At 64.2% G+C, this 18,921-nt stretch carries 18 protein-coding genes and 1 tRNA gene; 15 read left to right on the top strand and 4 right to left on the bottom strand.

Annotated elements, in window-relative coordinates; translation table 11 throughout:
- The first annotated feature begins 68 nt into the window (after window positions 1-68).
- The 6 genes from ACOZK4_RS01210 (at window position 69) to cysE (ending at window position 5,060) form a co-directional block, all read left to right on the top strand.
- A tRNA-Met gene (locus ACOZK4_RS01210) sits at window positions 69-145 on the top strand.
- A 339-nt stretch (window positions 146-484) separates the two neighbouring features.
- Complete coding sequence (locus tag ACOZK4_RS01205) at window positions 485-1,438, top strand: sulfonate ABC transporter substrate-binding protein (RefSeq protein ID WP_421589975.1); 954 nt, start codon at window positions 485-487, stop codon at window positions 1,436-1,438.
- Window positions 1,438-2,274, top strand: coding sequence for an aliphatic sulfonate ABC transporter permease SsuC (ssuC, locus tag ACOZK4_RS01200; protein WP_421589974.1), 837 nt, complete (start codon window positions 1,438-1,440; stop codon window positions 2,272-2,274). Before ACOZK4_RS01205 ends, ssuC begins: the two co-directional genes overlap by 1 nt.
- Window positions 2,271-3,014: an ABC transporter ATP-binding protein gene (locus ACOZK4_RS01195; RefSeq protein WP_421589973.1), complete on the top strand. Its 744-nt coding sequence runs from the start codon at window positions 2,271-2,273 to the stop codon at window positions 3,012-3,014. Before ssuC ends, ACOZK4_RS01195 begins: the two co-directional genes overlap by 4 nt.
- Before the next feature lie 99 nt (window positions 3,015-3,113).
- Window positions 3,114-4,154, top strand: coding sequence for an isopenicillin N synthase family dioxygenase (locus ACOZK4_RS01190; protein WP_421589972.1), 1,041 nt, complete (start codon window positions 3,114-3,116; stop codon window positions 4,152-4,154).
- Between the two features lie 57 nt (window positions 4,155-4,211).
- Window positions 4,212-5,060, top strand: coding sequence for a serine O-acetyltransferase (gene cysE, locus ACOZK4_RS01185; protein ID WP_421589971.1), 849 nt, complete (start codon window positions 4,212-4,214; stop codon window positions 5,058-5,060).
- A 99-nt stretch (window positions 5,061-5,159) separates the two neighbouring features.
- On the opposite strand, the gene ssuD is transcribed toward cysE, so the two are convergent.
- From ssuD to ACOZK4_RS01165, 4 genes are all read right to left on the bottom strand, one after another.
- The gene (gene ssuD / locus ACOZK4_RS01180) at window positions 5,160-6,329 is read right to left on the bottom strand and encodes an FMNH2-dependent alkanesulfonate monooxygenase (protein ID WP_313532506.1); all 1,170 of its coding nucleotides are present in this window, start codon (window positions 6,327-6,329) and stop codon (window positions 5,160-5,162) included.
- Window positions 6,330-6,492: 163 nt separating this feature from the next.
- Window positions 6,493-7,548 carry an amino acid ABC transporter permease gene (locus ACOZK4_RS01175; RefSeq protein ID WP_421589970.1) on the bottom strand — a complete coding sequence of 352 codons (1,056 nt, stop codon included), beginning with the start codon at window positions 7,546-7,548 and terminating at the stop codon, window positions 6,493-6,495.
- A complete protein-coding gene (locus ACOZK4_RS01170) occupies window positions 7,545-8,747 on the bottom strand; it encodes an amino acid ABC transporter permease (RefSeq protein WP_421589969.1) in 1,203 nt (400 codons plus the stop codon). Before ACOZK4_RS01170 ends, ACOZK4_RS01175 begins: the two co-directional genes overlap by 4 nt.
- Window positions 8,747-9,709: an amino acid ABC transporter substrate-binding protein gene (locus tag ACOZK4_RS01165; protein WP_245409302.1), complete on the bottom strand. Its 963-nt coding sequence runs from the start codon at window positions 9,707-9,709 to the stop codon at window positions 8,747-8,749. The genes ACOZK4_RS01170 and ACOZK4_RS01165 overlap by 1 nt, the downstream gene beginning before the upstream one ends.
- A gap of 674 nt (window positions 9,710-10,383) precedes the next feature.
- On the opposite strand from ACOZK4_RS01165, the gene ACOZK4_RS01160 reads away from it, so the two are divergent.
- The 9 genes from ACOZK4_RS01160 (at window position 10,384) to ACOZK4_RS01120 (ending at window position 18,905) form a co-directional block, all read left to right on the top strand.
- On the top strand, window positions 10,384-11,418 hold the full coding sequence (locus ACOZK4_RS01160) for an ABC transporter substrate-binding protein (protein WP_421589968.1): 1,035 nt from the start codon (window positions 10,384-10,386) through the stop codon (window positions 11,416-11,418).
- Between the two features lie 4 nt (window positions 11,419-11,422).
- A complete protein-coding gene (locus ACOZK4_RS01155; protein WP_421589967.1) occupies window positions 11,423-12,436 on the top strand; it encodes an ABC transporter permease in 1,014 nt (337 codons plus the stop codon).
- A complete protein-coding gene (locus ACOZK4_RS01150) occupies window positions 12,436-13,224 on the top strand; it encodes an ABC transporter ATP-binding protein (RefSeq protein ID WP_421589966.1) in 789 nt (262 codons plus the stop codon). The genes ACOZK4_RS01155 and ACOZK4_RS01150 overlap by 1 nt, the downstream gene beginning before the upstream one ends.
- On the top strand, window positions 13,214-13,513 hold the full coding sequence (locus ACOZK4_RS01145; protein ID WP_117372553.1) for a hypothetical protein: 300 nt from the start codon (window positions 13,214-13,216) through the stop codon (window positions 13,511-13,513). The genes ACOZK4_RS01150 and ACOZK4_RS01145 overlap by 11 nt, the downstream gene beginning before the upstream one ends.
- A 26-nt stretch (window positions 13,514-13,539) precedes the next feature.
- Window positions 13,540-14,901 (top strand): O-acetylhomoserine aminocarboxypropyltransferase/cysteine synthase family protein, encoded by a 1,362-nt coding sequence (locus tag ACOZK4_RS01140; protein WP_421589965.1) that lies wholly within the window; start codon window positions 13,540-13,542, stop codon window positions 14,899-14,901.
- 232 nt (window positions 14,902-15,133) lie between these two features.
- Window positions 15,134-16,366: an acyl-CoA dehydrogenase family protein gene (locus tag ACOZK4_RS01135; RefSeq protein ID WP_421589964.1), complete on the top strand. Its 1,233-nt coding sequence runs from the start codon at window positions 15,134-15,136 to the stop codon at window positions 16,364-16,366.
- Window positions 16,367-16,371: 5 nt separating this feature from the next.
- Entirely contained in the window at window positions 16,372-17,424 is a 1,053-nt protein-coding gene (locus ACOZK4_RS01130) for a methionine ABC transporter ATP-binding protein (RefSeq protein ID WP_421589963.1), read from the top strand.
- Complete coding sequence (locus ACOZK4_RS01125) at window positions 17,414-18,073, top strand: methionine ABC transporter permease (RefSeq protein ID WP_314086951.1); 660 nt, start codon at window positions 17,414-17,416, stop codon at window positions 18,071-18,073. Before ACOZK4_RS01130 ends, ACOZK4_RS01125 begins: the two co-directional genes overlap by 11 nt.
- 19 nt (window positions 18,074-18,092) lie before the next feature.
- Window positions 18,093-18,905, top strand: coding sequence for a MetQ/NlpA family ABC transporter substrate-binding protein (locus ACOZK4_RS01120; RefSeq protein ID WP_421589962.1), 813 nt, complete (start codon window positions 18,093-18,095; stop codon window positions 18,903-18,905).
- Window positions 18,906-18,921 lie beyond the last annotated feature (16 nt).

Below are 18,921 nucleotides of genomic sequence, written 5' to 3'. Positions count from 1 at the left end.
CCGGAAATACGATCTTTGCCGTCGGCAAAAATCGGTCGGTATTTTGCCTTACGGCAAAAACCGGATGGCGCGGGGTGGAGCAGCCCGGTAGCTCGTCAGGCTCATAACCTGAAGGCCGCAGGTTCAAATCCTGCCCCCGCAACCAAAATACCAAAAAGCCCCGATGACAGTAATGTCACGGGGCTTCTTGCGTTTTAACGCTTGAGTGGCCGAGACTTGATACGAAGGGCGACCTTAATTTTACCCTCAACCGACCTGCTGACGATGTCCTCCGCCAGCGTGCGAATGACACTCGCCGCCCCACTTTTCCTCGGAATCATACAGCTTCGGAAACTGAAGCAAAAACGCGTGTCGTGTTATGTCGTCACGCACAGTCATTAGGAGAAAAAACTAGCACTGCCGGCAAAGGTTGGAATAGTAGTCCTCGAAAAAGATGAAAATCTATAGATTATGTATCTAATTCATCCTGATCTGGAGGGACGCCATGATCATTTCCCGTCGCATTTTCTCGATGGCTCTTGCCTCTCTCCTCGCCTTGCCGATTCTCCCCGGCGCGCCGGCTCAGGCTTCCGACAAGACGGTCCGTATCGGCTACCAGAAATACGGTACGCTCGTTCTTCTGAAGGGCAAGGGCTTGCTCGAGGAGAAGCTGGAGAAGATAGGCTACACTGTGAGCTGGACGGAGTTTCCGGCCGGTCCGCAGCTCCTGGAGGCGCTCAATGTCGGCGCCGTCGATTTCGGCACGACCGGCGAGACGCCGCCGATCTTCGCGCAGGCTGCCGGGGCGCCGCTTATCTATATCGCGCACGAGCCGCCGGCAGCGCGCGGCGAAGCGATCCTCGTGCCCAAGGACAGCCCGATCAAGACGGTCGCAGATCTCAAGGGCAAGACGGTGACGCTCAACAAGGGCTCGAACGTTCACTTCCTGCTGGTGAAGGCGCTGGAAGAGGCGGGCCTCAAATATAGCGATGTCAAGACGTCCTTCCTGCCGCCGGCCGATGCCCGTGCCGCCTTCGAGCAGGGCGCGGTCGATGCCTGGGTGATCTGGGATCCCTTCCAGGCGGCCGCAGAAGTAGCGACCGAGGCGCGCGAGCTGCGCAATGGTGAAGGCATCGTGCCGAACCACCAGTTCTATCTCGGTGCCAAGACCTTCGTCGAAAACAATCCGGAGGCGGTCGATGTGGTGATCGAGGCCGTTGCCGAGATCGACGACTGGGCGAAGGCCAATACGGCTGCCGCCGCCGCCGAGCTTGCGCCCTCCGTCGGCATTCCCGAGGATGTGCTGGCCATCGCTCTGGAACGCCAGTCCTATGGCGTCAAGGCCATCGACGAGAGCGTGATCAAGCAGCAGCAGGCGATCGCCGATACATTCTTCGGCCTCGGCCTGATCCCGAACAGGATCTCTATCGCGGACGTCGTACGCAAGGGCGGTGCCTGATGGCGGAGACGTCGGTGGCCGGTTATGCTGCCGGCGAAACCCGCCGGCTGAATTTCAGGGGTCTGGGGACTGCGCTGGCGCCCTGGGCCCTTCCTCTCGCGCTGCTGGTGGTCTGGGAGATCGCCGCGCGCACCGGTCTCGTCACCGCCCGCCTCATGCCGGCGCCGACGACCGTCGCCATCGCCTTCTGGCGCTCGCTGCTGAACGGCTCGCTTCTCGTCCACACGCTCGCTTCCACCCAGCGCGCGCTGATCGGCCTTCTCATCGGCGGCGGGCTCGGCTTCGTGGCGGGCGTCATCAACGGTCTCTGCAAGCCGGCCGAGACCCTGTTGGACAGCACGCTCCAGATGGTGCGCAACATCCCGCATCTGGCGCTCATCCCCCTCGTCATCCTCTGGTTCGGCATCGACGAGACGGCAAAAATCTTCCTTGTCTCCATCGGCGTCTTCTTTCCGATCTACATCAACACCTTCCATGGCGTGCGCACGATCGATCCGCAACTCGTCGAGATGGCCTCGGTCTATGGGCTTGATCGCAAGGCGCTCATCAAGCGGATCATCCTGCCGGGCGCGCTGCCCTCCATCCTCGTCGGTCTGCGCTATGCGCTCGGCTTCATGTGGCTGACGCTCATCGTCGCCGAGACGATCTCCGCCACCAGCGGCATCGGCTACATGACGATGAACGCGCGGGAATTCCTGCAGACCGATATCGTGCTGCTGGGCATCATCGTCTACGCGCTTCTCGGCAAGCTTGCGGATGTAGCGACCCGTGCGATCGAAAGGCGCGTGCTGGTCTGGCATCCCGCCTATCAGGCCCGGCAGGGGGAAGAGCGATGAGCGCTGCCGATTTTTACGTGCCGGACAGCGCGGCAGGCTTGCCGATTTCGCTGTCGCGAGTGGAGAAATCCTTTGGCCGGCTGAACGTGCTCGGAAATGTAACCCTCGATATCCCGGCAGGCCAGTTCCTGGCCGTGGTCGGCCGGTCAGGTGGCGGGAAGTCGACCTTGATGCGCCTCATAGCCGGCCTCGATACGCCGGGCGGCGGTCGTGTGGCGATCGGCGGCCGTAAGGTCGAGCGCCTTCATCCTTCCGTGCGCCTGCTGTTTCAGGAGGCGCGTCTGGTGCCGTGGCAGCGCGTCATCGAGAACGTCGGCATTGCCCGCGGGCCGGACTGGCAGGAAAAGGCACGGCGCACGCTTGCCGATGTCGGGCTGGAAGGGCGCGAGGACGATTGGCCGAGCGTCCTGTCCGGCGGGCAGCGGCAGCGCGTGGCGCTCGCCCGCGCCCTGGTCAGTGAGCCGCAGATTCTGCTGCTCGACGAGCCTTTCGGCGCGCTGGACGCGCTCACGCGCATCGAGATGCATCGCCTGCTGGAGGATATCTGGGTACGACGCGGCTTCACCACGGTGTTGATCACCCATGACGTCGCCGAAGCGGTGGCGCTTGCCGACCGGGTCGTCGTGCTGAGCGAAGGCGCCGTGGCGCTCGATATCGGCATCGATCTCGAGCGTCCCCGGCGGGAACTCGCCGACCCGCGCGCCGTCGATCTTCAGCGGCGGATTCTGGAGGCGGTATAGCCACCCTTTGATGCACCGGCGTGGCGCGCCGGTAGAGATTTTCGCCTGTCCGTGTCGCCACGCACCCGGCGGGCTCCATCATTTTACCGAGGAGTATCCATGACCATCCATACGAAACCGGTCCATCTGCCGACCATCGACTTTTCGCGCTTTTATGGCAGCGCGGAGGAGCGCGCGGGCTTCATCCGGGAATTGACCCGTGTCCTGCACGATCACGGCTTCTTCTATCTGACCGGCCATGGTGTGCCCCAGAGCCTGATCGACGACGTGATTTCCGCCTCGAAGCGGTTTTTTGCGCTGCCGGAGGCGGACAAGCTTTCGATCGAAATGGTCAAGTCGCCGCATTTCCGCGGCTACAACCGGGCGGGTTATGAGCGAACCCGTGGCGAGCAGGACTGGCGCGAGCAGCTCGACATCAATACGGAGGGCGCAGCGGTCGAGGCCGGGCCGGAAACGCCGTGGAACCGCCTCTATGGGCCGAACCAATGGCCGGAGGCTCTGCCTGAGCTGAAGCCGCTGCTCTTGCGCTATCAGGCCGAGGTCACGCGCATCGGCATCGATGTGCTCAAGGCCATCGCGCTGTCGCTCGGCCAGCCGGAAAACGCGTTCGCCGAGATCTACGAGCCCTCGCCCTCGCAGCTCCTCAAGATCATCCGCTATCCCGGCCGCGAGGCTGCCGGCAGTGACCAGGGCGTGGGTGCGCACAAGGATGGCGGCTTCGTCACGGTGCTCCTGCAGGACACGACGCCGGGCCTGCGCATCCGCACCGAAGAGGGTGTGTGGATCGAGGCGCCGCCGGTGCCCGGCACGTTCATCATCAACAGCGGCGAGCTGCTGGAGCTTGCGACCAACGGTTTCGTGCGTGCCGACGTGCACGATGTCGTCACGCCGCCCGCCGGCACGGAACGCTTCTCCGTCGCCTTCTTCCTCGGCGCGCGCTACGACGCGACCATCCCGGTCATCCCCTTGCCGGAGGCGCTGAAGCGCGGCGAGCGCGGCGTGACGGTTGATCCCCTTAACCCGATCTTCCGCGAGGTCGGCGTCAATCATCTGAAGAGCCGCCTGCGCTCGCATCCGGATGTCGCAGCTAAGCATCATCCGGATCTGCTGCATCTGCTGGAAAAGCCGGCCAAGGCCTGACGACGTGTTCCCGCCCCTTAAGGGACGGGTATCCAGTTCCGCGGAGGAGGACGTGCCATGCCCGGACACGAAAGCAATGTGGTTTTCCTCCCGGTCGAGGATGCCGCCCGGGGCGCGGTCACCACGCTTTGGGAAGCCTTGCGGACGGAAGCGGCGGCGGCTGCGCAGCGTGACCAGGCGCTGGCACGGGCGATGAAATCGTCCGTGCTGATGCATGCAAGCCTCGGCCATGCGCTCTCCCATCGCCTGGCGATCAAGCTCGCCGACCATGATGTCGATCGCGACGAGCTACTGGCGCTGATCTACAGCGCCTATCTGGACAGGCCGGGCCTGCTCGGCGCGGCAGCGGCCGATCTTCAGGCGGTGAAGGATCGCGATCCCAGCAACAGCGAGGTGCTGACGCCGTTTCTCTATTTCAAGGGCTTTTCCGCGTTGCAGGCCTATCGGGTCGGCCATTGGCTCTGGGCGACGGGCCGGCGCCACCTTGCCCGCCATATCCAGAGCCGGATTTCGGAAACCTTCGCAATCGACATCCACCCCGCCGCTTCGATGGGGCGCGGCATCATGCTCGATCACGGCAGTGGCCTCGTCATCGGCGAAACCGCCGTGGTGGAAGATGACGTCTCCATTCTCCAGAACGTGACGCTGGGCGGAACGGGCAAGGAGACCGGCGACCGCCATCCGAAGGTGCGGCGCGGCGTGTTGATCGGCGCGGGCGCGAAGATCCTTGGCAATATCGAGGTGGGCATCGGTGCCAAGATCGGCGCCGGCAGCGTCGTTGTGGTTCCCGTCGCGCCCTATACGTCCGTGGTCGGTGTTCCGGCCAGGCCCGTAGGAAAGCCGCATTCGGCCTTGCCCGGCGTCACGATGGACCAGAGCCTGAGCGAGCCGGACTATATCATCTGAGCGGGGCCGACGTCCGTTTGCAGGCGGTAGATACGGCTTAGGCCGGCGCCGTCATCGCGGCGGCCGGCCATGATCGGGGCGCAGCTGGCTGGGCTTCGCCTAGGATGCAGACGTCAGCTTGACGTTGCCGCCATGGCCGCCGCCGCCGAAGACCTGGTGATCGCCGAAGGACGACCGCAGCTGGTTGCGCGGGCCGGGCAGGCCAAGTTCGGGGAAGAGCAGTTCGGAGACGCGGTAGGCCTCCTCGAGATGCGGATAGCCCGAGGCGATGACCGTATCGATACCCAGCGCCTGGTATTCGCGCAGGCGCGCGGCGACGGTCTGCGGCGAGCCGACGAGGGCCGTTCCGGCGCCCGAGCGCACCAGGCCAATGCCGGCCCAAAGGTTCGGCGAGACTTCCAGCTTGTCGCGCCGGCCGTTGTGCAAGGCCACCATGCGCGCCTGGCCGACGGAATCGGAATTCTTCGTCAGCACCTCCTGCGCGGAGGCGATGGCGTCGTCGGACAGTTTCGAGATCAGCCGGTCGGCGGCCTCCCAGGCCTCGTCGTCCGTCTCGCGCACGATGAAATGCAGGCGGATGCCGAAGGAGGCTTCGCGGCCCTTGGCGGCGGCGGCCTTGCGGGCATGGGCGATCTTTTCGGCGACCTGTGCCGGCGGTTCGCCCCAGGTCAGGTACTTGTCGACAAGGCCGCCGGCAAAATCGATCGCCGCATCCGAGGAACCGCCGAAATAGATCGGCGGGCGCGGCTGCTGCACCGGCGGCAGGCCGAGCTTGGCGCCGATCGCCTTGATATATTTGCCGTCGAGCGTCGAATGACCCGTCTCGATCAGCTCGTTGAAGACCTGGAAGAATTCGGACGCGTGGTCGTAACGCTCGTCATGCGGCAAGAAGATGCCGTCGCCGGCCAGTTCCTGCGCGCTGCCGCCCACGACAATGTTGAGCAGCAGGCGGCCGTTCGAGACGCGGTCGAGCGTCGAGGCGAGGCGGGCGTAATAGGCCGGCGTGGCAGTACCGGGGCGGATCGCGACCAGGAATTTCAGGCGCTCGGTGCGGGCGGCAAGGTCCGCGGCCAGCACGAAGGATTCCTCGCAAGCCGCACCGACCGGGATCAGGACACCGGAATAGCCGAGCCGGTCAACGGCCACGGCAATCTCGCGGAAATAGCCGGGATCGGCCGGCCGGGCCAGATCGTCGGAGCCGAGATAGGAGCCGTCGCCGGAGCTTGGAATGAACCAGAGGAAATCGAGGGGCTTGTCGGTCTGCGTCATGGAGGCCATCCTGCCTGTGCGGTCTGTCGATTGGAGGGCAGGGCGTCGCCTGTCCAGTCATGGGTAGAATAATAAATTCTATAGTTTCAGTAAGAAATTATATTCCGTCCTGCGGCGCTTGTTGGAATTTTTCGTCGCCGGCGGCGTTTTGCCGAGCTGCCGGTCAGGGACGTTTCCCGCCGGATGCGAGCCGCTTCTCCAGCCACCGGCTATAGCGTGACGCGCCGAAGCAGATGACGAAGTAGAGCATCGCCACCACCAGATAGGCCTCGTTGAAGAAGCCCAGCCATTGCGGATCGGCGGCCGAGGCGCGGGCGGCATTGAGTAGATCGAAGATGCCGATGACGGCGAGCAGCGACGTGGCGAGCAGGAAGCCGATGGCGAGGTTCACCATGCCGGGAATGACGATGCGGAACGCCTGCGGCAGGATGACCAGCCGTTGCGTGCGCCAGTAGCCGAGACCAAGCGCGGTGGCCGCCTCGCGCTGGCCAGTCGGAATGGCTTGCAGGCCGGCGCGGATGACTTCAGCGATATAGGCCGCCCAGAACAGCGTGATCATCACGATGGCCCGCAGCATCTTGTCGAGGGAAAGCGCATCCGGCAGGGCCATCGGCAGGATGAGCATGGCGACGTAGAGAATGCCGACCATCGGCGTGCCGCGCATCAGCTCGATATAGAGCACGGAAAAGGTCCTGATGCCGCCGAGCGTCGAGCGGCGGGCCAGCGCCAACAGCACGGCGATCGGCGTTGCGGCGGCAAAACACACGGCCCAGACGAAGAGCGTCACCGGCAGGCCGCCCCACTGGTTCGAGGCGATGGGCGTCGATGTGAACGTGCCCTGCATCAGAAGCCAGCAGGCAAGGATGGTGATTGGCCATGCGACGAGCAGGGGGCGACCCCAGAAACGGGGCAGCGCGCTTGCCGTGAGGATGGCGGCGAGGAGCAGGATGACCAGCGCCGGGCGCCAGATGAGCTCGGTCGGATAGAAGGCGAAGAGGATGAAGCGCAGCTTCGCCGTGACGAAAGCCCAGCAGGCGCCCTCGCGGGTGCATGCCGCCGCGTCGCCGACGAAGGTGGCGTCGAGCACCGCCCAGCGAAACAGCGCCGGCAGGATCTGCGACAGCAGCAGCAGCGTTGCAACCGTGATCAGCGTGTTGGCGCGCGTTCCGAAGAGGCCGGTGCGCAGGGTCGTGAGGAGGCGAGGGGACGTTACGGTCATCGGGTCGAGCCCCGCAGCGCGACGCGGTTGTTATAGACGTTCATCAGAGCGGAAAGCGCGAGGTTGATGGTGAGGAAGGCGCCGATCAGGATGATCAGGGCTTCCATCGACTGGCCGGTCGTGTTGGCGGTGGTGTTGATGATGCTGACGAGATCGGGAAAGCCGATGGCGACGGCCAGGCTCGAATCCTTGGTGAGATCGAGATAGCTCGATGTCGTCAGCGGCGTGATGACGCGCAACGCCTGCGGCAGCACGACGAGGCGGATAATCTGGCCGTCATGCAGGCCGAGCGCGCGGGCGGCTTCCCATTGGCCCATGCCGACCGACTGGATGCCGGCGCGCACGATTTCGGCGATGAGGGCAGAGAATTTCACGACGAGGCCGGTCAAGAGGGCGGCGAATTCCGGCGAGAGATTGAGCCCGCCGCGAATGTTGAAGCCGGAAAGGGCCGGCGCCTGTGCAACTGGCCGGGCGCCGGAGAGCGCGAACCACAGGAGGATCGTGGCGACGGACAGGATGATGGCCGCGGTTCCGGTGCGGCGCGTCAGCCGGCCGCCAAGGCGAAGCGCGAGGAGGAGTGCAGCGCCAACTGCGCCGGCAAGGGCAAAGGCCGCGAGGGCGCCGAACGGCGCGCCTTCCAGCGACAGGGAGGGGATATAGACGCCGCGATTGGTGAGGAAGATTGCGTCGAACAGTGCAGGCGCCTGGCGTGGCGCGGGCAGTGCCTTGGCGAGCGCCATCCAGAAGAAGAGCTGCAACAGCAGCGGCGTGTTGCGTGTGATTTCGATGAACCAGCGCACGAGGCCCGAGAGCAGCAGATTGCGCGACAGGCCGGCAACGCCGATGACGACGCCGAGGATGGTGGCGAGTACACAGCCGAGCAGCGAGACCTTGAGCGTGTTGATGAGGCCGGCGGTGATGGCCCTCAGATAGGTATCGCCGGCGCGAAAGGCGATGGCGCTTTCGCCGATCTCGAAATTGGCGGAACTGGAAAGGAAGCCGAAGCCGGGCAGGATGCCGATGCGCGCCATGGTTGCGAGCACGTTCGAGACGAACAGACAGCCAAGGAACGCAAGTGCCGCCAGGAAGGCAAGCTGGCCGATCGGCCAGCCGCCCCACCAGGCGCGGATCTTGCCTGTTATGCCGGGTCGTGAAGGACCCGGCATAATGGCGGTGCGAAACACGCGTCTGTCGGACATCAACGGAACGGCGGCGAATAGAGCAGGCCGCCATTGGTCCACAGGCTGTTATAGCCGCGGTCCCAGCCGAGCGGCTTGAGATTGCGGTCATAGATCTCGCCGTAGTTGCCGACGGTTTTGATGATGTTGTAGGCCCATTTCGGATCCAACCCGATATCCTTGGCGAAGGACGGATCGACGCCGAGGAAGCGCTGGATGGCCGGATCCTCCGATTCCAGGAACTGATCGACATTCGCCGAGGTGATGCCCCATTCCTCGGCCTGGATGGTGGCGTTGACTGTCCAGTTGACGAGCTCGAGCCAACGGTCGTCGCCGCCGGCAATGGCCGGTGCGAGCGGTTCCTTGGAGAGGCGCTCGGGCAGCAGGACGTAATCGTCCGGCTTCTTCAGCTGCGTGCGCTTGCCGACGAGATCGGATGAGTCCTGCGTGATCGCGTCGACGCGGCCGGATTCCAGCGCGTCGATGAACTGTCCGGTGTCCTCGATGGTGACGGGCGTGAAGGTCTTGCCGGTCTTGCGGAAGAAGTCGGCGACGTTCAATTCGCCTGTCGTGCCGCTCTGCGCGCCGATGGTCGCACCGTCAAGATCGGCGGCCTTGGTCACGCCGAGGTCCTTGCGCACCAAGATGCCCTGGCCGTCGTAGAAGACTGTGGGGCCGAAGTGGAAACCGAGCTTGAAGGCGCGGGTGGCGGTGACGGTCACGCCGGACAGCAGGATGTCGAATTCGCCGCTCTGAAGCGCCGGCAGGCGCTGCTGCGGCGAGGAGGAGGTGAACTCCACCTTGTCGGGCGAGCCGAAGACGGCGATCGACAGCGCGCGGCCGTAATCGACGAAGAAGCCCTTCCACTTGCCATCGCCATCAGGCGCGAAGAAGCCCGGCGTGGTGCCGACGCCGACCTTGATCGCACCGCGCTGGTTGATCTTGTCGAGTGTCGGGCCGGCATGGGCGAGACCGGAGAGCATGGTCGTGGCAAGGAAGGCGGCGGCCGCAGCCGACTGGATCACCCGCCGGAAGGCTTTTTGTACTATCATATTGAAATGTCCCCATTTTCAAAAAGAAACGAGCTTCCGCCGCCGGGTGGTTCTGCCGGGCGAAAGAAGATATTTTTATATTATCTATAAAATTAGTGTATTTAAGAGTCTGGCATTTCAAATTTCGCCATGGATGCAGAAATTGCTTCTAAGACATCGGGCCTGGTCGGCTGATTTTGATAGAGCGTGAAGTGGAACGCGCAAGCATCGGGGTGACGACAAAGTCAGCCGGACGGGATTCCCTCCGATCCCTGCTTGCCTAGCCTGGTACTTTCAAGACGGATAAACGAGACGCGGGCCTGCGGGCATTCCCGGAATCGGCTCCGTCGGGATCGATCACGATCATTCGCAAACCGCGATGCGTGGAACCGTGGCACAGTTTGGCTGAAATGCCTTCCCCAATGTCCGATAAGCGGTCTGGGCCGGCAGCGCGTTCCCGAGGTTGACGAGATGAGCCGGCGGTGGCGTGCACAGGATGTCCAATTCATGTGGCATCCCATTCGTGAAAGAATATTTCCTCTACCGCACTCATAATAATCCATAAAATCTATAAACTATTATCAATATCGCTAGGCTGGTCCCATTATCGTTTGAGGGGACAACCTATGAGCCAGCAACCCGAATCCATTCTCTCCAAGGGCCTTTCCCGGCGCAATCTTATTAAAGCCGCCGGCGTAACGGCCGTTGCCGCCGGCGCCGGTGTGATCGGCGCGCGCTCGACGCGCTATGCCATCGCCGGCAATCTCATTCCTATCAAGCTGGAATGGACCGAGGTTGCCGCCTGCCATTCGCCCGTCGGTTTCGGCCTGTCCAAGGGTATCTATGCCAAGCACGGCCTGGATGTGGAGCTGTTCTACCAGGGCGCCAGTGGCCAGACGCTCATCCAGGCGCTCGCCACCCGCAAAGCGGAGGCAGGTCCGGGCCTGCTTTACGATTGGCTGAAGCCGATCGAGCAGGGGTTCGACGTGCGCCTCTTCGCCGGTTCGCATGGCGGTTGCCAGAGCATCCTCGTCCAGCCGGATTCCGACATCAAGACGCTGACTGACCTCAAGGGCAAGACGATCGGCACCTTCGATGTCATGTCACCCTCGCGCGTCGCCTTCTCGGTCGCGCTCGCCAAGGCCGGCCTCAACCCGGAAACCGATGTCACCTGGAAGGTCTTCCCCTTCGATCTCGTCGCGGAGGGCGTGCTGAAAGGCGAGGCGGATGCCGTCGCGCATATGGACCCCTGGGCCTATTCTTACGAGAAGAAACACGGTTTCCGCCGCGTCGCGGATACGCAGACCGGCACGTTCAAGGACCGCGTCTGCTGCGTACTCGGCGTCAACGGCGATTATTATGAAGCCAACAAGGATGCCATCAAGCGCGTTGCCACCGCCAATCTGGAAATCCACCAGTACACGGCAAAGCACCCGGACGAAGTCGCCAAGTGGTATTTCGACACGCTGAAGCCCGGCCTGTCGCTCGAAGACCTGACGGAAGTGCTGGCTGCCTTCACCTATCACGACCACTGGTTCGGCAAGGACCTGCTGAAGGAAGTGCAGATCGGCTACGAGGATCTGAAGCTCACCGGCGTCATCGATGCGGGCACCGATCCGGCCGAGATCGCCAACCGCATCACCATCGACATCTTTGCGTGATGCCATGAGCGCTGCGGTCGAGGATACATTTGAGAGTGCGGGCGAGGGTGCGGGGCGGCGATCCCTAGCCCTGCCGTTCACCGGCATCTGGCGCAACGGGCTTTTCGCGGCCGGCACGTGGGCTCTCACCGCGGCGCTGACCTATGGTCTGCCCGATGTCATCACCTGGGGCGCGACGGAGCTTTTTGCCGCCGTCGCGCTCGTCGGCGCGGGGATTTTCCTCGCGCTTTCGGTGACGGTGCACAGGCTCGGCAGCGTCGGCCGCACGCTCGTGCACTACGGGCCGTGGTTCATCGTGCTCGGCCTGTGGCTCGCCGTCTGGGAAGTGCTGACGGCCAAGCTCGGCTGGCTTCCAAAACCGTTCTTCTCGCCGCCGCAGGGCCTGCTGCATGTCTATATGACGGACTGGGACCGGCTGTTGATCTGCATCGCCTATACCGGACGGCTCTGGGGGCTCGGCTTCTTCTCGGGCATCCTCGTCGGCTTTGCCGGCGGCGTGGCGCTCGGCTGGTCGAAGCGTTTTGCCTATTGGGGCATGCCGCTTCTGAAACTGATCGGCCCGGTGCCGGCCAGCGCCTGGATACCCTGCACCTTCTTCATCTTCCCCTCGACCTTCCACGCCTCGATCTTCCTCGTGGCGCTCGCGTCTGGCATTCCGGTGGCGATCCTCACGGCGGCCGGCGTCAGCCAGGTCAACCGCTCCTTTTACGACGTCGCCCGCACGCTCGGCGCCGACAATCGCTTCCTGATCTTCAAGGTGGCGATCCCGGCCTCGCTGCCGAACGTTTTCGTCGGCCTCTTCATGGGGCTCTACTATTCCTTCGCCGTGCTGGTTGTCGCCGAAATGCTCGGCGCCAAGTTCGGCCTCGGCTGGTACCTCCAGTTCAACACGGCCTATTCGGCCTATGCCAATGTCTATGCCGCCCTGATCATCATGGCGCTGATCTGCGCCGGGCTCGTGCGCTTGCTCTTCGTAGCGCGTGACCGCCTGCTCGGTTGGCAGAAGGGGATCCTCTGATGGCGCTCGCTCTTGCAGAAGCCGTTTCCGTCGAAAGCATCGCGCTCGATGTGGAAGGTGTTTCCCACCGCTACGACCTCGATGGCAAGGCGTTGCAGGTTCTCGACAATGTCAGCCTGACAATCGCGCCGGGCGAATTCGTCGCCCTGCTTGGGCCGTCGGGCTGCGGCAAGTCCACGCTGCTGCGTTTGGCCGCCGGCCTCGAAACCGCGACGGTCGGCAAGGTGCTGGAGGATGGGCGCCCCATCACCGCGCCGAACCCCGACCGCATCCTCGTCTTCCAGGATGCGACGCTGTTTCCCTGGCGCACGGTACGCGACAATATCGCGACAGGCCTCGAAGCCCGCCGCTTGCTCGACACGAAGGGCTACCGCATCGACGAGGTCCTGAAGCTCGTCAAGCTCGAAGGTTTCGCGGACTTCTATCCGCACCAGCTCTCGGGCGGCATGGCGCAGCGTGCGGCGCTCGCCCGCGCACTCGTCAACGATCCGAAGCTGCTGTTGCTCGACGAACCCTTCGGCAAGCTCGATTCCCTGACACGTCTGCGCATGCAGAACGAATTGCTCGAGCTCTGGAAGAGCGCCGGTTTCACCGCACTGCTCGTCACGCATGATGTCGAGGAGGCGCTGCTGCTCGCCGACCGGGTCATCGTGCTGTCCGACCGGCCGGCCTCGATCGTCGCGGAAATCCGGGTCGACCGGCTCCATCCGCGGCGGCGCGACGATGCCACGCTGGTGGCGCTGCGCAGCCAGCTGCTCGAAAAGCTGGGGATCTCTCATGACGTCTAGCGCGCGCCTTTCCTATCACGCTGTTGCAGCGGCCGGCGGTGGTCTTGCTCTTCTGTCGCTCGGCTGGTGGTGGCTGATCTTCAGCAAGGTCGTCGAGGCGGATTATCTCACCGTCCGGCAGGCCGTGACCTGCATCGCCGGCGCGTCGGATCTCTGCGCGCTCGCCCAGGCGCTCTGCACCAACGATCACCTCTACGGCATCCGGTGGTATGCGCCGGAAGCCTTCTGGGCCGCGGCGGCCATCCTCGTCGCCGGCGTCCTTCTGTCAGCCCGTCCCGCGCGCGCCTGAAAGCGCATCATCCAAGGAGAAGTGTCATGACGGTCCATCAAGCCCCCGAGGTTGCCGAGCAGGATATCGTGCAGGTTCCCGCGGGAACCGCGACCTTCAAAAGCCGCCACCCCGAAACCATCGCGCTGCATGGCGGCAGCTTCCGCTATGATCCAACGACGGGTGCCGTCGCCGTGCCGATCTACCAGACGAGCTCGTTCCAGCTGCCCGGCACTGAGGGTGCGGACAAGCTGTTTGCGCTGGAGGCCCCCGGCCATCTCTACTCCCGCGTTTCCAACCCCACGCAGGATGCCTTCGAGCAGCGCCTTGCCGAGCTTGAAGGCGGTGCCGCGGCGCTTGCGCTCTCCTCCGGTCAGGCGGCCTCGGCCTTCGCCATCCTCAACGTCGCCCGCGCCGGCGACAATATCGTCAGTGCCGCCGGCCTCTATGGCGGCACCTGGGCGCTCTTCGCCGCAACGCTGAAAAGCTTCGGCATCGAGACCCGCTTCGTCGATGCAAGCGACCCGGAGGCCTTCGAGAAGGCGACGGACGATCGCACGCGCGCCTATTATGCCGAATCCCTGCCGAACCCGAAGCTGGAGGTTTTCCCGATCGCCGAGGTGGCTGCCATCGGTCGCCGACATGGCATTCCGCTCATCGTCGATAATACCGCCGCCCCGCTGGTCATCCGTCCGCTGGAGCATGGTGCGGCCGTCGTCGTCTATTCCACGACGAAATATATCGGCGGTCACGGCACCTCGATCGGCGGCGCGATCATCGACAGCGGCACCTTCCCCTGGACGGAGAACCCGGCCCGCCAGCCGAACCTTACCGAACCCGATGCGAGCTATCAGGGCAAGACCTGGATCGAGAAGGCCGCGGCCATCGGCTTCCACCCCTATATCCTGCGCGCCCGCGCCGTGCTCCTGCGCGATCTCGGTGCGGCGATCAGCCCGCAAAATGCCTTCCAGTTCATCCAGGGCCTCGAAACCCTGCCGCTGCGCCTGCGCCAGCACAATGAGAATGCGGTGAAGGTCGCCGAATTCCTGAAAGGTCACGCCAAGGTCGAGCGCGTCATCTTCCCGAAATTCCAGGAAGGGGCGGTCAAGGCGCGGGCGGACAAGTATTTTAAGCCGGGTTATTTCGGCGCGCTGGTCGGCTTCGAGCTGAAGGGCGGGCGCGAAGCTGGCCGCCGCTTCATCGACAGCCTGCAGCTCTTCTACCACCTCGCCAATATCGGCGATGCCCGCTCGCTGGCGATCCACCCTTCGACGACCACCCATTCGCAGCTCTCGCTGGAAGACCAGCTCGCGACCGGCGTGACGCCCGGCTATGTGCGCCTCTCCATCGGTCTCGAACATCCCGACGATTTGATCGCCGACCTGGAACGGGCCATCGCCTTGGCCTGACGCCAGGCTCCGTTCCGATCGGCCCATGCCCCGGCGCACCTCCTCGCGCCGGGGTTTTTCATTTTGCACGCTTCGCCTCGTTTGCGCTCGGTCTGCAAAAAGAAACGCCATTCCACTTTAAAATACATATAAAAGATAGAATTTCTGTATTTTGATAAGGCGACCGCTACTCTCAGGGCCAATTCCAAAGGTGACCGGCTTCCCCGGACACGGCAGCGAGAAGCAGGGTAGCATGACGCAGATCGAAAACGCCTGGGGCGCTGGCCCGGGTGAGGATTATGAAGCACTGGCCGCACCGTTCCGGCCGATTTTTGCCGAGATCGCGGCGAGTGCGACCGAACGCGACCTCAATCGCGGCCTGCCGCATGAGGCGATCCGCCACCTCAAGGAAGCCGGTTTCGGCGCGGTGCGCCTGCCGGTGGAGGCGGGTGGCAAGGGTGCCAGCCTGCCGCAGTTCTTCAACCTGCTGATCGAGCTTTCGGCGGCCGATTCCAACATCACGCAGGCATTGCGCGGCCATTTCGGCTTCACCGAGGATATCCTCAACACTGGGGATGCCGAGCGTCGCGGCCTCTGGCTCGGCCGTATCGGTGCTGGCGAGATCACCGGCAATGCCTGGAGCGAGATCGGTACGGGGGCAGCCCTTGACCGCTTCTCCACCAATGTCGCGGAGAAGGACGGCAGGCTCGTCCTCAACGGCGCGAAATATTACACGACCGGCTCGCTCTTCGCCGACTGGATCGATGTCGGCGCTTCCAATGCGGACGGCGAGGGCATCTCGGTCTCGGTGCGCCGCCATGCCGAGGGCGTCGATGTCGTTGATGACTGGGATGGCTTCGGCCAGATCCTGACGGCAAGCGGCACGACGACCTTCCGCGACGTCGTGGTCGAGCCGCAGGATATCGTCATCGACGACGAGCGCTTCCGCTATTCCGCCGCCTTCTATCAGCTTGTGCATCTCGCCACGCTGGCCGGCATCGGCCGGGCGATCACCGCCGATGTCGCGAAAGCCGTCGCGGAACGCCGCCGCACCTATACCCATGCCGCGGCCGCCCGCTCCAGCGAAGACCCGCAGGTTTTACAGGTCGTCGGCCGCATCCGCGCCGCCGCCTATGCCGCGGCCGCCATCACGCTTCAGGCTGCAGCGAGCCTGCAAAGGGCCTACGACGCGCATTTCATCGACGATGCCGATGCCGAGGAAAAGGCGAACGCGATTGCCGAACTGGAGGCCGCGCAAGCCCAGACGGTCGTCTCCGACCTGATCCTGGAAGCCTCGACCCTGCTGTTTGACGCGCTCGGCGCTTCGGCCACCAAGAAGCCTGCCGGCCTCGACCGGCACTGGCGCAATGCCCGCACGCTCGCCTCGCACAATCCGCGCATCTACAAGCACCGCATCATCGGCGACTTCGCGGTCAACGGCACGCCGCCGCCCTATCAATGGCGCATCGGCGCGAGTGCGGGCTGAGCGCGATGATCCGGCTCGAGACCGTCACAAAGAGCTTTGCCGGCAAGGAGGGCGCGGTCGCCGCGCTCGACGGCATCGACCTGACCATCGCCAAGGGCGAGATCTTTGGCATCATCGGTTCCTCCGGTGCCGGCAAGTCGACGCTGGTGCGGCTGATCAACCTGCTCGAACGCCCCACCGGCGGCGAGGTCTTCGTGGCCGGCGAGCGGGTGACGGATGCCAAGGGCCAGCGCCTGCGCGATCTGCGCCGGACGATCGGCATGGTGTTTCAGCATTTCAACCTCTTGAGCGCCCGCACCGTCGCCGGCAATGTCGCCTATCCGCTCGAACTCACCGGCCAGTACGGCAAGGCCGAGATCGCCGAACGGGTGGCGGCGCTGCTCGATCGCGTCGGCCTGTCCGAACATGCGCAGAAATATCCACGCCAGCTTTCGGGCGGGCAGAAGCAGCGGGTCGGTATTGCACGTGCGCTCGCCTGCGAGCCGCAGGTGCTGCTCTGCGACGAGGCGACGAGCGCGCTCGACCCGCAGACGACGGGCGCGGTGCTCGATCTGCTGCGCCAGATCAACCGCGATCTCGGCGTCACCATCGTGCTCATCACCCATGAGATGGATGTGATCCGCCGCACCTGCGACCGCGTCGCCGTGCTGGATCGCGGCCGCGTCGTGGAGACGGGGGTGGTGACCGACGTCTTCCTGCATCCGCGCCACGCCGCAACGTTGCGGCTGGTGCGCGAGGCGGAGCCGGACGGCGGTTCGCTCGATGCCGTCGCCGCTTCCGATCTCACCGGTCGGGTGGTGCGCCTCACCTTCACGGGGCCGTCCGCGCACAAGCCGATCCTCGGCCGCATCGCCCGTGAAAACCTCGTGGACTACGCGATCCTCGCCGGCCGCGTCGGCCATATCCGCGAAACGCCCTATGCGCAGTTCATCGTCTCGCTCAGCGGGCGGGATGTGGCAGGCGCCATCGCCGGTCTGCGGGCCAGCGGCGTCGATGTGGAATTGCAGGGCGGGGCACCATTGCACGAGATCGAGGAAAGACCGCGCCATGTCGTTTGACAATCTCTACTGGGGCGATATCGGTGCCGCGCTTGCCCAGACGCTCGCCATGGTCGGCGGTGCGCTGCTGCTCACCGTGCTCCTCGGCCTGCCGCTCGGCATCCTGCTCTTCCTGACCGGGCGGCAGCAGCTGTTCCAAGCGCCGGTCGCCTATGGCAGCCTGTCCTTCGTGCTGAGCATCATCCGCTCGGTGCCCTTCATCATCCTGCTCATCGTGCTGATGCCGGTAACGGTGCTCGTGACGGGCACATCGCTCGGCATTCGCGGCGTCATCTTCCCGCTCGTCGTCGGCACCGCGCCCTTCTTCGCGCGGCTGGTCGAGACGGCCTTGCGCGAGGTGGATCGCGGCATCATCGAGGCGAGCCTCGCCATGGGCGCCTCGACAACACAGACGATCTTCCGCGCCGTTCTGCCCGAGGCGCTGCCGAGCCTGCTGGCCGCCATCACCGTCACGGCCATCGTGCTTGTCGATTACACGGCGATGTCCGGCGCCATCGGCGGCGGCGGGCTCGGGGATCTGGCGATCCGCTACGGCTACCACCGGTTCCAGACCGAAATCATGCTGGTCTGCGTCGCGATCCTCATCGTCTTCGTCCAGCTCATCCAGGCGAGCGGCAACCGTCTCGTCACCCACTTTTCCCGCAAATAACCAACGTTCGGAGCACCCCATGCGCATCCTGAAATCCATCACCCTTGCGGCCGGCCTCGCCCTTGCCGCGTTCGGCCCGGCCAAGGCGAACGAGACGCTCGTCGTCGGCGCCACCGCCATTCCACACGCCGAAATCCTCGAATTCGTGAAGCCGATCCTCGCCAAGGACGGCCTCGATCTCGATATCCGCGTCTTCACGGATTACATCCAGCCGAATGCCCAGCTGGTCTCCGGCGAACTCGACGCCAACTACTATCAGTACAGGCCGTTCCTGAACGACTACAACAAGGAGCGCGGCACCGCGCTCGTGCCGATCGTGCCCGTGCATATCGAGCCCTTCGTCGCCTATTCGACAAAGATCGATGCGGTCGACAAGCTCGAAGACGGCGCGACGGTCGCGATTCCGAACGACCCGGTCAACGGCGGGCGCGGCCTGCTGCTTCTCCAGAAGCTCGGCCTGATCAAGGTCTCCGGCAAGCCGGAACTGACCTCGCCGGAAGACAAGCTGCCGACCATCAAGGACGTCGTCGAGAACCCCAAGAACCTCAAGATCGTCGAACTCGAATCCGCCCTCCTGCCGCGGGCACTGGGCGAGGTCGATCTCGCCGCGCTCAACGGCAACTATGTCTTCGAGGCGAAGCTCGACATCGAAAAGGCGCTGCTCATCGACCGCGGCCAGGATGGCTACAACGTGTGGAGCGAATATCTCGTGACGCGCCCGGAGACCAAGGACGACCCGCGTGTCGCCAAGCTCGCCAAGGTGCTCAACAGTGACGAGACGCGGAAGTTCATTGAGAAGCGCTACAAGGGACAGGTGGTCGCCGCCTTCTGATTTCCGCCTTTCGCCG

This window comes from Shinella sp. M27, assembly GCF_049199905.1.
Taxonomy (GTDB): domain Bacteria; phylum Pseudomonadota; class Alphaproteobacteria; order Rhizobiales; family Rhizobiaceae; genus Shinella.
The sequence above is the reverse complement of the archived record's forward strand: the minus strand, read 5'-3'. Positions and strand labels throughout refer to the sequence as shown.